The 13,791-nt window shown below is 39.9% G+C and carries 15 protein-coding genes; 13 read left to right on the forward strand and 2 right to left on the reverse strand.

What is annotated here, in order from left to right; all coding sequences use genetic code 11:
• Window positions 1-70 precede the first annotated feature (70 nt).
• Window positions 71-859: a rhomboid family intramembrane serine protease gene (locus GSF09_RS08515; RefSeq protein WP_159800524.1), complete on the forward strand. Its 789-nt coding sequence runs from the start codon at window positions 71-73 to the stop codon at window positions 857-859.
• Window positions 860-865: 6 nt separating this feature from the next.
• Here the strand turns inward: GSF09_RS08515 and rlmB are convergent, their stop codons facing one another.
• A complete protein-coding gene (gene rlmB / locus GSF09_RS08520; RefSeq protein ID WP_159800525.1) occupies window positions 866-1,600 on the reverse strand; it encodes a 23S rRNA (guanosine(2251)-2'-O)-methyltransferase RlmB in 735 nt (244 codons plus the stop codon).
• A gap of 213 nt (window positions 1,601-1,813) precedes the next feature.
• Between rlmB and GSF09_RS08525 the strand changes: the two genes are divergently transcribed.
• Complete coding sequence (locus tag GSF09_RS08525; protein WP_159800526.1) at window positions 1,814-4,555, forward strand: fibronectin type III domain-containing protein; 2,742 nt, start codon at window positions 1,814-1,816, stop codon at window positions 4,553-4,555.
• 62 nt (window positions 4,556-4,617) lie between these two features.
• Here GSF09_RS08525 and GSF09_RS08530 read toward each other — a convergent pair whose 3' ends face one another.
• Window positions 4,618-6,288 carry a hypothetical protein gene (locus GSF09_RS08530; RefSeq protein ID WP_236564867.1) on the reverse strand — a complete coding sequence of 557 codons (1,671 nt, stop codon included), beginning with the start codon at window positions 6,286-6,288 and terminating at the stop codon, window positions 4,618-4,620.
• A 182-nt stretch (window positions 6,289-6,470) separates the two neighbouring features.
• On the opposite strand from GSF09_RS08530, the gene rpsL reads away from it, so the two are divergent.
• The 11 genes from rpsL (at window position 6,471) to rpsC (ending at window position 13,784) form a co-directional block, all read left to right on the forward strand.
• A complete protein-coding gene (gene rpsL / locus GSF09_RS08535) occupies window positions 6,471-6,878 on the forward strand; it encodes a 30S ribosomal protein S12 (RefSeq protein WP_159800527.1) in 408 nt (135 codons plus the stop codon).
• A gap of 25 nt (window positions 6,879-6,903) precedes the next feature.
• Entirely contained in the window at window positions 6,904-7,380 is a 477-nt protein-coding gene (gene rpsG / locus GSF09_RS08540; protein WP_159800528.1) for a 30S ribosomal protein S7, read from the forward strand.
• Between the two features lie 20 nt (window positions 7,381-7,400).
• On the forward strand, window positions 7,401-9,524 hold the full coding sequence (gene fusA, locus GSF09_RS08545) for an elongation factor G (RefSeq protein ID WP_159800529.1): 2,124 nt from the start codon (window positions 7,401-7,403) through the stop codon (window positions 9,522-9,524).
• Between the two features lie 11 nt (window positions 9,525-9,535).
• Window positions 9,536-9,841, forward strand: coding sequence for a 30S ribosomal protein S10 (gene rpsJ / locus GSF09_RS08550; protein ID WP_020213633.1), 306 nt, complete (start codon window positions 9,536-9,538; stop codon window positions 9,839-9,841).
• Between the two features lie 99 nt (window positions 9,842-9,940).
• Window positions 9,941-10,558: a 50S ribosomal protein L3 gene (gene rplC / locus GSF09_RS08555; protein ID WP_159800530.1), complete on the forward strand. Its 618-nt coding sequence runs from the start codon at window positions 9,941-9,943 to the stop codon at window positions 10,556-10,558.
• Complete coding sequence (gene rplD / locus GSF09_RS08560) at window positions 10,558-11,187, forward strand: 50S ribosomal protein L4 (RefSeq protein ID WP_159800531.1); 630 nt, start codon at window positions 10,558-10,560, stop codon at window positions 11,185-11,187. The genes rplC and rplD overlap by 1 nt, the downstream gene beginning before the upstream one ends.
• A gap of 7 nt (window positions 11,188-11,194) precedes the next feature.
• On the forward strand, window positions 11,195-11,485 hold the full coding sequence (gene rplW, locus GSF09_RS08565) for a 50S ribosomal protein L23 (protein WP_159800532.1): 291 nt from the start codon (window positions 11,195-11,197) through the stop codon (window positions 11,483-11,485).
• A 6-nt stretch (window positions 11,486-11,491) separates the two neighbouring features.
• Window positions 11,492-12,316 (forward strand): 50S ribosomal protein L2, encoded by an 825-nt coding sequence (gene rplB, locus GSF09_RS08570; protein ID WP_159800533.1) that lies wholly within the window; start codon window positions 11,492-11,494, stop codon window positions 12,314-12,316.
• 11 nt (window positions 12,317-12,327) lie between these two features.
• Entirely contained in the window at window positions 12,328-12,606 is a 279-nt protein-coding gene (gene rpsS, locus GSF09_RS08575) for a 30S ribosomal protein S19 (protein ID WP_159800534.1), read from the forward strand.
• 9 nt (window positions 12,607-12,615) lie between these two features.
• Entirely contained in the window at window positions 12,616-13,029 is a 414-nt protein-coding gene (gene rplV, locus GSF09_RS08580) for a 50S ribosomal protein L22 (protein WP_159800535.1), read from the forward strand.
• Between the two features lie 8 nt (window positions 13,030-13,037).
• Entirely contained in the window at window positions 13,038-13,784 is a 747-nt protein-coding gene (gene rpsC, locus GSF09_RS08585) for a 30S ribosomal protein S3 (protein ID WP_159800536.1), read from the forward strand.
• Window positions 13,785-13,791: the final 7 nt, after the last annotated feature.

Raw genomic sequence — 13,791 nt, forward strand, 5'->3', positions numbered from 1 at the left:
TGACAAAATTTCACAAAATTAAAATTGGTTAAATTGTTGAGGTACGCATTACACAAAAAACCAATATAAAGTGAATGATAATCAGTTTAAATTCTCTACTTCAGTCCTCGCATGGCCGCTTTACTTTATACTGCTTCTTTGGGTAGTATACTGGTTTGAGGTTAAATTTGAAGACCTGACAACTTTGGGTATATACCCACGAACAATCCAAGGGTTAAGGGGAATTATATTCAGCCCGTTCCTGCATGGCAGCCTGGAGCATTTATACAATAACACTATCCCGCTATTTATACTTGTGGCGGCACTGCGTTATTTTTACAGGAGACAGGCAATTAAAGTAATAGTATATGGAATTTTGCTTTCAGGGTTTATAACGTGGCTTATTGGCAGGGAGTCTTATCATATTGGTGCAAGCGGGCTTATATATGTATTGGTAAGTTTTATATTTTTTAAAGGCATCCAAACGGGTTATTACAGGCTGGTTGCCTTGTCACTTACAATAGCTATGCTGTATGGGGGCATGATATGGTATGTTTTTCCCGATGCGGGAGAGGAAATATCATGGGAAGGCCATCTTGGAGGGCTTATAACCGGATTATTGTTTTCACGTATTTTTAAAACTCCTGAATATAAAAAACCTATAGTTTATGACTGGCAGCGGCCCGACTTTGACCCACAGCAGGATCCTTTTATGAAAAGGTTTGATGAAAACGGCAACTTTGTAAATCCTCCAAAACCTGAAGAAGAGGAAATAGCTGACGATGATAATTTGCAACAGCAAACACTCCCTGTAAGGATAGTATATAAATATGTGGAAAAAGCCAAAGGGGAAGATTCCGATAAAGAAATAAACGAGTAAACTTTATCAGTTTCGTTGCCTTACCGCCTCATATAAAAATGCGCCACAGGCCACAGATACATTTAGTGAAGATATAGTGCCAAACATAGGCAGTTTTGCCTTTTCATCCACAATTTTTAAAACAGATGGGTTAATGCCCCTGTCTTCAGACCCCATTATGATAGCGGCAGGTTCATTAAGGTTTATATCATAAATAAGGCTGTCCGTTTTTTCGGTGGCAGCAACGGTTTTAATACCCGAACCCTGCAAGTAAAAAATAGCATCCTTAATATGCTCAACCTTACATATAGGGACATTAAATACAGCTCCGGCCGATGTTTTAACGGTATCGCCGTTAACAGGTGCCGACCCTTGCTTCTGGACTATTATGCCATGCACGCCTGTACATTCTGCCGTACGTATAATAGCGCCAAAATTCCTTGCGTCACTAAGCTGGTCCAGTATCAGGAATAAAGGTTTTTCAACATTTTCCATAACCGAATCCACCAGTTCTTCTAACTGATAAAACTTAACAGGGGCTATTGTTGCTACAGCACCCTGGTGGTTACTTTGTGTAAGGCGGTTTAGTTTTTCTACAGGCACATAGCTAAAATTTATGCTTTTCTGCTTTATGGTTTTCATCAGTTCACGCATCAGGTCGCCCTGCGCATCTTTCTGTATAAAAACCTTATCAATTTCGCTGCCCGAATGTATTGCTTCTATTATTGCCCTTATGCCGAATATCTGGTGATCCTTTTCCATAGCCGCAAAGATAGCAAATTAGTATCCAGCTATAAGTTTGGCATATAAAAGTTTTCCTGTCAAGCATAGTATGCATATTTAATATAAAGCTAAAATTCACATTATACAAGTGCATTTATCATAACCCTAACTTAAAGATGAAGTAAACTTTTATAAAAGGCTTACGGCTAATTTTGGCAATTAATTTTTCTAAACCATTACACAACACACATCATGAAAAAAATTTACCTCTTGGGGCTGCTTTTATGCAGCATGTTTATGGAGGGCCAAACGCTGTACCCTTACCTGCAGGCCCCCACAAGTACATCTATGTACGTTAACTGGAAAACAGAGAGCAATCCGGAATCTGTAGTAGAATACGGCACTGCTCCTGATGCGCTTACTTTTACCGCAAACGGTACTAATAAAATTATGTCCGATACAGGGTATCCTGCCAATTATTATTACCATAGCGTAAAGGTTGAAGGACTTACGCCTAATACCAAGTATTATTACCGTATTAAAACCGGCAGCCTTACTTCAGATGTTTATTCTTTTAAAACCATGCCGCTTCCGGGGCAGGCAGCTACCGCTGACGGGCACCTTCGTTTCCTTGTGCTGGGTGATAACCAAATGCGCAATGTGCCGCGTTTTGATTCGCTGGTTTCAGCAGCTAAAAGGAAAATAGCAGAAAAATGGGGCAACAGTGCCGATCCTGCCGATAACATTGCCATGACTGTAATGGTGGGCGACCAGGTAGATGTGGGCACGCTTGACCATTATGAAAATGTCCATTTTAAAAAGAATAAGGCTTTGTCTGGTTTCCTGCCCATACAAACATTGGTAGGAAACCACGAAACCTACGGTACACTGGCGATGCAGGCATATTATGACCATTATGTACTGGATGAAATGTCTTATCAGGGAATATCATCAGGCACTGAAAACTATTATGCCAACCAGGTGGGAAATACTTTGTTTATTTGCATGGATACCGAGCATACCGGTGCACAGCAGTTAAACTGGGTTATGCAGGTGTTATCGGCTGCTAATAATGACCCTACTGTTGACTGGATTATATCCTTAGGGCACAGGCCTTACCAGGCAGAACAGTATGTAGGGGATATTTCACCCTGGATACGCAATACCGTTATGCCTGTACTGGTTACTTCGCCAAAACATATTTTACACATAGGGGCGCACCACCACCTGTACCACAGAGGGCAGCTTAAAAACACGCCTACTTACCAGATTATTTCCGGCGGGGTAGCATGGGACCAGTACTGGGGTATGTCGGTAGAGCAGGATTTTGAAGATGTACAAAAAACAATTTCCAACTGGCTGTACCAGATTATCGATATTGATGTAAACAATGGCACTTTTAATGTAGAAGCCTATTCTATTGGAAGCGTTTACAACTGGAAGGATAATGAACTCATGGATGAGTTTCACCGTTATAAGGGGCTTGATGCACCGCAGCAGCCAGCTATAACCAATAACTTTACAGGCCAGGATACAGAGCTGCCTGTTACTATCGAAACATCGGCTTATGCAACCACTACCCAGGAAGAACTTAACTCTACACAATTCCTTATTGGTAAAACAGCAGATTTTGCAATTGTGGAAAAGGATATTTACAGGGATTTTGAAAACCTTTACGGCCCTGTAGGCTCTCAGGTTGACACTACTGCAAATATTAATTTAGGGGTAGATATTACAAAACTTACTATTGCTGAAAATGAAATACCTAACGGGCAGTATTTTATAAAAGCACGCCACAGGGATAAAAACCTGAACTGGTCGCCGTGGAGCGAGGTTAAATCATTTAATGTGATTAACAGCAGTTATGCCGATGCCCAGATACAGCTTGATACTATAGCATACCAGCCAAGTACGCCAATTACAGTTTCTTTTACGGATGCTCCGGGAAATGCTACCGACTGGATAGGGCTTTATAAAATTAACCAGACACCTTCAGGCAGCAGCCCTTCACAGGTTTGGGCATATACTAACGGGCAAACCAGCGGTAGCATAACTTTTCCTAACGGGCTTTCTTCATACGGCAGGTATTATGCTACACTTATGGAAAACGATTCTTATAATGAAGTGGTTGACAGAAAAGAATTTTATGTTGGACCTTTCGTTCAGCTTGCTGTTGGGCAGGAAATGTACCAGTCAGGAAATCCTGTAACCATAAGTTTCCAAAATGGGCCTAACCTGACTAATGACTGGATAGGTATTTATAAGGTAGGTCATACGCCGGGTAACCAGAATTCGACACAATGGAAATATGTAACGGCTGCAAGCGGCAGCTTTACCTTTAACAACCTGGCAGATGGCTATTATTATGCAGAATATTATTTGCAGGATGGTTACAACAGTATAGGTAATAAAATATTTTTTCAGGTAGGGGAGCAGATTACCCAGCTTGCAATTAATAAAACAGTATATAACCTGAATGAAAATATTATAGCTACATGGACTGATGCTCCGGGTATAATAAAAGACTGGCTGGGTATATACCATGAAGGCGATGACCCGAACTCTGACCCTTTGGTGTCATATACTTATTTTGACGGGTTGCCTGAAGGCAGCAAAGTAATAGAAACCGAAGAACTGCCAACAACACCGGGTGATTATTTTATAGTGATGTTTACCAATGATTCCTACAATGAGGTTTCTAACAGGATATCTTTTGAAGTTGTAGATGAAACAGCCGGGCAGGATGAATTTTCATCGGCTAATGGTGTGGTAGTATATCCTAATCCGGTTAAAAAAGGGGAGCGCACTTATATAAAATCAAAATACCCTATTGAGCGTATAGATATGTTTGATATGACAGGAAACCTTTTTTATACTTCTCAAAATATAAATGACTATAATTTTTCGCTTATAAACCAAAGCCTGCCAACAGGTGTTTATATACTGAAAATTAAATCTAATAAAGTGTACACTGTAAAAGTAATTGTAGATTAATTCGTTTTGAATTAAGTTAGTAGTGTGTCAGGAGGCTGCCTTTACGGCAGCCTCTTTTTTGTTTAAAATGTTGCCCTGAAGCTGAGGTGTACTATAGAGTTGGATAATTTTATGGACTGGTCTTTAGTACTGCCGTTGGCATATACTATATTAAACAATCCTGTTTTGGTGAGGAGGCCAAACCCGAAGCCTAAACCTAAAAGGTTATCTTTAAGTCCTGTGGTTTTATCCTGAAAGTAGCCGTAATCTGTTATGGAATGTACATACATGTTAGGAGCAAGCACATAGCGGTATTCAGCCATAAGTGCGCCATACAGGCTGGCCTGCAGGCTGTTTTCATTAAAACCGCGTATGGAATTTATTCCCCCGAACCTGTAAAGTTCATTAACAATATACGTGTTGCTGCTAAGATAAAATGCCTCACTTTTAATATTAATTATATTGCGCTGGTTCAGGTAAAGGTTATGTGCCACATCATACTGCATAAAATACTGGTCTTCTTTCCCTCCGCTTTTCGATTGGCGGTTGCCAAGGCCTCCTTTAAATAGTAGTGTGGTTTTTTCAGGGAAAAGAAAATCATCTACATTATATCGGGAGTATTCATAGGTTGATGTCCAGAAAGTATTATCAAAATCGCTTAGCAGCGAATTATTGAGGTCTTGTATATCTACGGACTGTGTTTGCCTGAATCCGAGATATAATTTTGAATTATAGCTGAAATAGTAGCCCAGGTTCAGGTCGGTTACCGTATTTTGAAAAGTACTGTCCTGCTTAAAAATCATAAGGCTGGCTTTTAGGCCTACCGGGCTCCTGAATATATAAGGCAGTTCTGCACCTATATTAAATGTAGTTTGCTCATCACCATTATTCTTCCAGTTCAGGTTAAATTTTTCACCTGTATTAAGAACATTATTCAATGCCAGGTCCACATAGCCGTTAAACCGCAGCCTGTTTTCGTCTTCATCATTTGAAAACCCTATAAAACCGTCAAAAGAGTTTGTTCTTGCCTTTTTAATATAAACGTAAACCTTTGTAGTATCTTCCTTAAAAAGTATTTCGGGGTAGCGTAACTGGTTTACAAACCGCAGGTTTTTAAAATCGTTATTTATTTTTTGCAGTGTTTCCCGGTTAAAGGTTTTGCCTTTATACTGGCGAAGTGTGCTGCGCTTAACACCTTCAGGAAATTTGGTGTAGCCCTCCAGTATAATATCATCCAATATCCTCCTGTTTTCGATTTTAAGAGTTAAATCTGCATAAAGTCTGTTTTTGTACTTCCTGTAATTTACAAGCTGGGCAGAGCTTAATGAATAACCTTTGCGTTCTAACGCAGCTACAGTGCCCTGCATATAATTTTCTACTTCAACTATAGGTAATATAATAGTATCGTTTGCTATGGAAAGCAGCTCTTTGTCCCTGTTGCGCAGCAGCCCCGTATAAATATGTATATCAGCGGTTTTGTTGCCAACGGAAAATCTATACGCAAATGTTGAATCATTTATTTTTAAATGTGCGGTTTCCCGGTTTTCAAGATATCCTGTTTTAAATAACGCGGCTGAAAGCTGCTGTACCTCCTGCGAGATTGATTTGGCATTTTCATGCTTCCTTTTATAGGAAACAGAATCTATTATACCGGTTTCGGCAGTAGTGCGCCCCTCAATCTGCAGGTATAAATTTTGCGCCTGTAACGGCAGGCCGATAATCATGAGCAGGAATATGGGCAGGAAATTTTTCAACTTATAAATGTTATGAGGGTAAAATAACGTAAAATTTACCGAAAAAATATAAAGCATATTTTGCGGTTGGAATTCGTTTGAAAATTAATGATTTAAGATTTGTTTTATTAATTATAATTCCTACATTTGCAACCCCGTAAAAAGCGGGTTTTTTTAAATATAAGAAATTTTTAGTATTAATTATGCCTACAATTCAACAATTAGTAAGAACAGGAAGGGCCCAGATAACTAAGAAGAGTAAATCGGCTGCTTTAGATTCTTGTCCTCAAAGAAGGGGCGTGTGTACACGTGTTTACACTACAACACCTAAGAAACCGAATTCTGCAATGCGTAAAGTAGCAAGGGTTCGTTTGACAAACGGTAACGAGGTAAATGCTTACATCCCTGGAGAAGGACACAATCTTCAAGAGCACTCGATAGTATTAGTTAGGGGCGGAAGGGTAAAAGATTTGCCAGGTGTTAGGTATCACATCGTTCGCGGTGCTCTTGATACTGCCGGTGTAGCCGGAAGAACACAACGCAGGTCTAAATACGGCGCTAAAAGGCCTAAGCCAGGACAAGCTGCTGCAGCACCCGGAAAGAAAAAGTAATTTAAAGAACTTTTAAAGAAAAGACATGAGAAAAAGACAGGCTAAAAAAAGACCTCTTTTGCCGGATCCAAGGTTTAATGACCAGTTGGTTACGCGTTTTGTAAACAACCTTATGTGGGACGGTAAGAAATCAACTGCTTTTAAAGTGTTTTATGATGCTATCGACATCGTTGAAAACAAAAAGCAGGACGCTGAAAAATCAGCATTGGAAACTTGGAAGGATGCATTAACCAATGTAATGCCTCACGTAGAGGTAAGAAGCCGCAGGGTGGGTGGAGCTACTTTCCAGATACCTATGCAGATTAGGCCGGACAGGAAAATCTCTATGGCAATGAAATGGTTGATTCTTTATGCAAGGAAAAGAAACGAGAAATCTATGGCTCAAAGGCTTGCTTCCGAAATTTTAGCTGCTGCTAAAGAAGAGGGTGCTGCGGTTAAAAAGAGAATGGATACTCACAAAATGGCAGAAGCTAATAAAGCGTTCTCTCACTTTAGGTTTTAATTCATAAAGAAAACAATACAATGGCAAGAGATTTAAAATATACAAGAAATATAGGAATTGCTGCTCACATTGATGCGGGTAAAACCACAACAACAGAGCGTATCCTTTTTTACACGGGTAAATCACACAAAATTGGTGAGGTACACGATGGTGCTGCTACTATGGACTGGATGGCACAGGAGCAGGAAAGGGGTATTACAATTACCTCGGCTGCTACAACCTGTACCTGGAATTTCCCTACAGAGCAGGGAAAACCGCTTCCTGAAACACAGGGTTACCACTTTAATATTATTGATACTCCCGGACACGTTGACTTTACCGTTGAGGTAAACCGTTCATTAAGGGTTCTTGATGGGCTTGTGTTCCTTTTCAGTGCTGTTGATGGCGTTGAGCCACAGTCTGAAACCAACTGGAGGCTTGCTGATAACTACAAAGTACCACGTATGGGCTTTGTTAATAAAATGGACCGCCAGGGATCTAACTTCCTTGCAGTTTGCCAGCAGGTAAAAGATATGCTAAAGTCTAACGCTGTTCCATTGGTATTACCAATTGGTGATGAAGCAGACTTTAAAGGTGTGGTTGACCTTATTAAAAACCAGGCTATTATATGGCATGATGAAACCCAGGGTGCTACCTTTGATATTGTGCCTATTCCTGATGACCTTGTAGATGATGCAAAACAATACAGGGCTCAGTTAATCGAGGAGGTTGCGGCTTATGACGAAAACCTTCTTGAGAAATTCATGGAAGATGAAGATTCTATTACAGAGGAAGAAATAAACAATGCACTTCGCAGGGCTACTATTGACATGGCTATTATACCAATGCTTTGTGGTTCTTCATTTAAAAACAAAGGTGTACAGTTTATGCTTGATGCGGTTTGTAAATTCCTTCCTTCTCCGCTTGATAAAGAAGCTATTGAAGGTACAAACCCTGATACTGGCGAAGCTATTGTGCGTAAGCCATCTGCATCAGAGCCTTTCTCTGCACTTGCATTTAAAATTGCAACCGACCCTTATGTAGGGCGTCTTGCATTCTTCAGGGCTTATTCAGGCCGTCTTGATGCGGGTTCTTATGTATTTAACACACGTAGTGAAAGTAAAGAGCGTATATCACGTATTTACCAGATGCACGCCAACAAGCAAAATCCAATTGAGTACATCGAGGCTGGAGATATTGGTGCGGCTGTAGGTTTTAAAGATATTAAAACCGGTGATACACTATGTGATGAAAAACATCCTATAGTACTTGAAAGTATGAATTTCCCTGATCCGGTAATCGGTATCGCTGTTGAGCCTAAAACTAAGGCTGACGTTGATAAAATGGGTATGGCACTTGCAAAACTTGCAGAGGAAGATCCTACGTTTACGGTAAGGACTGACCATGCTTCAGGACAAACTATTATTTCAGGTATGGGTGAGCTTCACCTTGACATTCTTGTTGACCGCCTTAAACGTGAGTTTAAAGTAGAAGTTAACCAGGGTGAGCCTCAGGTGGAGTATAAAGAAGCTATTACACGTTCTGCTAACCACAGGGAAGTTTACAAAAAACAAACCGGTGGTCGCGGTAAATTTGCTGACATTGTTTTCAAGATTGAGCCGGCAGATGAAAACGTGGTAGGACTTCAGTTTGTAAACGAGGTTAAAGGTGGTAACGTTCCTAAAGAATATATACCGTCTGTAGAAAAAGGCTTTAAAGAAGCTATGAAAGAAGGGCCTCTTGCAGGTTATGAAATTGATAGCCTTAAAGTAACATTACTTGACGGATCTTTCCACCCTGTTGACTCTGATGCTCTTTCTTTTGAACTTGCTGCAAAGCTTGGTTATAAAGAAGCTGCCAGATCTGCAGGTGCAGTTATCCTTGAGCCGATAATGAAACTGGAAGTGCTTACTCCGGAAGAAAACATGGGTGATATTGTTGGTGACCTTAACCGTCGTCGTGGCCAAATTAACAACATGGACGACAGGGCAGGTTCTAAAGTAGTTAAAGCAAGCGTTCCGCTTTCAGAAATGTTTGGTTATGTAACTACACTAAGAACATTGTCTTCTGGTAGGGCTACTTCAACAATGGAATTCTCTCACTATGCTGAGACACCTTCTAACATTGCTGAGGAAGTTATTAAAAAAGCTAAAGGAAACGCTTAATCTTAAAGAAAATGAGTCAGAAAATCAGAATAAAACTAAAATCATACGATCACAGCCTGGTAGATAAATCTGCCGAGAAGATTGTAAAAACTGTAAAAAGTACAGGAGCTGTGGTAACCGGGCCAATTCCGTTACCTACACACAAAAAGATTTTTACCGTACTGCGCTCGCCGCACGTAAATAAAAAATCAAGGGAACAGTTTGAAGTAAGCTCATACAAAAGGCTTCTTGATATTTACAGTTCTTCTTCTAAAACTATTGATGCGCTTATGAAGCTTGAGCTTCCAAGTGGTGTTGAGGTTGAAATAAAAGTGTGATAATAAAAAGTAGATTATATTGAGTATCGGGAAGCATCCCGGTACTCAATTATTATATCTTATTAGCAAAACAAGAATTTTTAATTAATAATTATTTATATGTCTGGGTTAATTGGTAGAAAAATCGGCATGACCAGTATTTTCGATGAAAACGGAAAAAATATTCCGTGTACAGTAATCGAGGCTGGGCCATGTGTAGTTACCCAAGTCAGAACCAATGAGGTTGACGGGTATAAGGCGTTGCAACTTGGTTTCGATGACAAAGCAGAAAAACATGCTACTAAAGCGGCTGCCGGCCACTTTAAAAAAGCAGGTACTGATGCTAAGAAAAAAGTTGTTGAATTCAAGTATTTTGAAGAAGAGCACAACTTAGGTGATGTTCTTACTGTAGATCTTTTTAAAGAAGGAGAGTACGTAGACGTTCAGGGTGTGTCTAAAGGTAAAGGTTTCCAGGGTGTTGTTAAGCGTCATGGCTTTGGTGGTGTAGGTCAGTCTACTCACGGTCAGCACAACCGTTTAAGGGCGCCGGGTTCTGTAGGTGCATCTTCATATCCTTCAAGGGTATTTAAAGGTATGCGTATGGCAGGAAGAACTGGTGGAGAGAAAGTAACAGTACAAAATCTTACAGTTTTAAAAGTAGTGGCAGAGAAAAACCTTCTTGTACTTAAAGGTGCTGTGCCGGGACATAAAAACTCGTATGTAATCATTCAGAAGTAATGGAAGTAAAAGTTTTAGATATCAACGGAAAAGAAACTGGCAGGACGGTAACCCTTTCTGATTCAGTATTCGCAATTGAGCCTAACAACCACGCTGTATATCTTGATGTTAAACAATATCTTGCTAACCAAAGGCAGGGTACACACAAATCAAAAGAGCGTAACGAGGTAACCGGCAGTACACGCAAAATTAAAAAGCAAAAAGGTACTGGTACTGCACGTGCAGGCAGCGTTAAAAACCCTTTGTTTAAAGGTGGAGGAACAATTTTCGGCCCAAGGCCAAGAAGCTATTCTTTCAAGCTTAACAAAAACCTTAAGCGCCTTGCAAGAAAATCGGCTCTTGCTATAAAAGCAAAAGAATCGAATTTAGTGGTACTTGAAGATTTCAATTTTGAAACTCCAAACACTAAAAATTTCATTAATGTTTTGAAAGCTTTAGGGTTAGAGAATAAAAAATCTTTATTTGTATTGGGTGATACAAATAAAAATGTATATTTGTCGTCTCGCAATTTAAAAGCTTCTAATGTTGTAACTTCTTCAGAATTAAATACTTACGCTATAATTAACGCGAATAGTTTAGTTGTTATGGAAGGTGCTTTAGAAGGAATTGAGGAAAATTTAAGCAAATAATAGGGATATGAGCATTATAGTAAAGCCTATCATCACTGAAAAAATAACCAAAGACGGTGAAGTTTTTAACCGTTTTGGTTTTATTGTTGACAAAAAAGCCAACAAGATACAGATTAAGCAGGCTGTTGAGGCTGCTTACGGAGTATCTGTGGTTGATGTTAATACAATGAACTACAGGGCTGATAGAACAGTTAAGTACACTAAAAGTGGACTGATATCAGGAAAGACAAACGCTTACAAAAAAGCGGTTGTACAAGTACAAGAAGGAGAAACAATAGATTTTTACAACAATATCTAATAGAAAATGTCAGTTAGAAAATTAAAACCTATTACCCCGGGTCAGCGTTTTAGAGTTGTTAATAGCTTTGACACTATTACAACTGATAAGCCGGAGCGTTCATTGCTCGCGCCGAAAAAAAACTCAGGCGGTAGAAATAGTCAAGGAAAAATGACCATGCGCTATACAGGCGGTGGGCATAAGCAAAAGTATCGTGTAATTGATTTTAAAAGGGCTAAAGTGGGTGTTCCCGCTGTAGTTAAAACTATTGAATACGATCCAAACCGTTCAGCATTTATTTCCCTATTATCATATGCTGATGGTGCTAAAACTTATGTAATTGCACAAAACGGATTACAAGTAGGACAAACTGTGGTTTCTGGCGAAAATGCTGCTCCTGAAATTGGAAATGCATTGCCTTTAAGCAAAATTCCTCTTGGTACTGTTATATCTTGCATAGAGCTACGTCCTGGCCAGGGTGCTGTTATAGCACGTAGTGCCGGTACTTTTGCCCAGTTAATGGCAAGGGATGGTAAATATGCTACTATAAAAATGCCTTCAGGGGAAACAAGGTTAATCCTTTTAACCTGTATGGCTACTATTGGAGCTGTTTCCAACTCAGACCACCAGTTGATTGTATCTGGTAAAGCAGGTAGGTCAAGATGGTTAGGTAAGAGGCCAAGAACAAGAGCTGTAGCTATGAACCCTGTAGATCACCCGATGGGTGGTGGTGAAGGACGTTCTTCTGGAGGTCACCCACGCTCAAGGAAAGGTCTTCCGGCTAAAGGTTACAGGACTCGTTCTAAAGTTAACCCGAGTAATAAGTATATTATAGAACGTAGAAAAAAATAAGAAAGTAAGATATGGCACGTTCATTAAAAAAAGGACCTTACGTTCACTATAAATTAGAGAAGAAAGTTCAGGAAAATATAGAGAAAGGTAACAAAGCGGTTGTTAAGACTTGGTCTCGCGCTTCTATGATTACCCCTGATTTTGTTGGGCAGACTATTGCAGTACACAACGGGCGCCAGTTCGTTCCTGTATATGTAACAGAGAATATGGTAGGTCATAAACTAGGAGAATTTTCACCAACACGCTCTTTCAGAGGGCATGCCGGTGCTAAAAATAAAGGTAAAAAATAATAAGAAGCTATGGGAGTTCGTAAAAGAGAAAGAGCAGAGCAGATAAAAGAAGCTAACAGGCAGGTAGCATTTGCCAAGCTTAACAACTGCCCAACTTCACCACGAAAAATGCGCATTGTTGCAGATTTGGTAAGGGGACAAAAAGTTGAATCAGCTCTTAATATATTAAAATTCAATTCTAAGGAAGCTTCTCGCAAACTTGAAAAGCTGTTACTTTCTGCTATTAATAACTGGCAGCAAAAAAACAGCGAGGAAAGTCTTGAGGAAGCAGGCCTATTTGTTAAAGAGATAAGGGTAGACGGTGGTATGATGCTTAAAAGGCTTCGCCCGGCTCCTCAAGGTCGTGCACACAGGATAAGAAAACGCTCTAACCATGTTACTATTGTGCTTGGAGCTAATAACAATAACACACAAAGCAATTAATAAGCAGTATGGGACAAAAAACAAATCCAATAGGAAATCGCCTTGGTATTATCAGGGGTTGGGATTCTAACTGGTATGGTGGAAATGATTACGGTGATAAACTTGCCGAAGATCATAAAATCAGGAAATATATCCATGCCCGTTTATCAAAAGCAAGTGTGTCTAAAGTAATAATCGAAAGGACTCTTAAACTTGTAACCGTTACTATCACCACTGCCCGTCCCGGTATCATTATCGGTAAAGGTGGCCAGGAGGTAGACAAGCTGAAAGAGGAGCTTAAGAAAATTACTGACAAAGAGGTTCAAATCAACATCTTTGAAATTAAAAGGCCAGAACTTGATGCTTACCTTGTTGCATCCAGCATTGCGCGCCAGATTGAAAGCCGTATTTCTTACAGAAGGGCTATTAAAATGGCAATAGCGGCTGCTATGCGTATGAATGCAGAAGGTGTTAAGGTTATGATTTCCGGCCGTTTGAACGGTGCTGAAATGGCACGTTCTGAAATGTTCAAAGAAGGTAGGATACCTCTTTCTACTTTCAGGGCTGATATTGATTATGCACTTGCAGAAGCTCACACTACTTATGGTAGGATGGGTATTAAAGTGTGGATCATGAAAGGCGAGGTTTATGGAAAAAGAGATCTTTCTCCGTTAGTAGGTATGGATAAAAAACAATCCAAATCTTCAGGATCTCAAAGAGACGGAAGGCCAGGAGGCCGCCCGGATGGTAAATCTGGCCAACGCAAAAGAAAGTAATTATTTT

The organism is Flavobacterium sp. MK4S-17, from assembly GCF_009848495.1.
Lineage (GTDB): Bacteria > Bacteroidota > Bacteroidia > Flavobacteriales > Flavobacteriaceae > Flavobacterium.

Excerpts from the sequence above, each read along its gene's own strand:
- rplD (WP_159800531.1), top strand. The coding sequence starts at position 10,558 with ATGGAAGTAAAAGTTTTAGATATCAACGGAAAAGAAACTGGCAGGACG.
- rplW (WP_159800532.1), top strand. The coding sequence starts at position 11,195 with ATGAGCATTATAGTAAAGCCTATCATCACTGAAAAAATAACCAAAGAC.
- rplV (WP_159800535.1), top strand. The coding sequence starts at position 12,616 with ATGGGAGTTCGTAAAAGAGAAAGAGCAGAGCAGATAAAAGAAGCTAAC.
- fusA (WP_159800529.1), top strand. The coding sequence starts at position 7,401 with ATGGCAAGAGATTTAAAATATACAAGAAATATAGGAATTGCTGCTCAC.
- GSF09_RS08525 (WP_159800526.1), top strand. The coding sequence starts at position 1,814 with ATGAAAAAAATTTACCTCTTGGGGCTGCTTTTATGCAGCATGTTTATG.
- rpsL (WP_159800527.1), top strand. The coding sequence starts at position 6,471 with ATGCCTACAATTCAACAATTAGTAAGAACAGGAAGGGCCCAGATAACT.
- rpsS (WP_159800534.1), top strand. The coding sequence starts at position 12,328 with ATGGCACGTTCATTAAAAAAAGGACCTTACGTTCACTATAAATTAGAG.
- rlmB (WP_159800525.1), bottom strand. The coding sequence starts at position 1,600 with ATGGAAAAGGATCACCAGATATTCGGCATAAGGGCAATAATAGAAGCA.
- rpsJ (WP_020213633.1), top strand. The coding sequence starts at position 9,536 with ATGAGTCAGAAAATCAGAATAAAACTAAAATCATACGATCACAGCCTG.
- rpsC (WP_159800536.1), top strand. The coding sequence starts at position 13,038 with ATGGGACAAAAAACAAATCCAATAGGAAATCGCCTTGGTATTATCAGG.
- rpsG (WP_159800528.1), top strand. The coding sequence starts at position 6,904 with ATGAGAAAAAGACAGGCTAAAAAAAGACCTCTTTTGCCGGATCCAAGG.
- rplC (WP_159800530.1), top strand. The coding sequence starts at position 9,941 with ATGTCTGGGTTAATTGGTAGAAAAATCGGCATGACCAGTATTTTCGAT.
- rplB (WP_159800533.1), top strand. The coding sequence starts at position 11,492 with ATGTCAGTTAGAAAATTAAAACCTATTACCCCGGGTCAGCGTTTTAGA.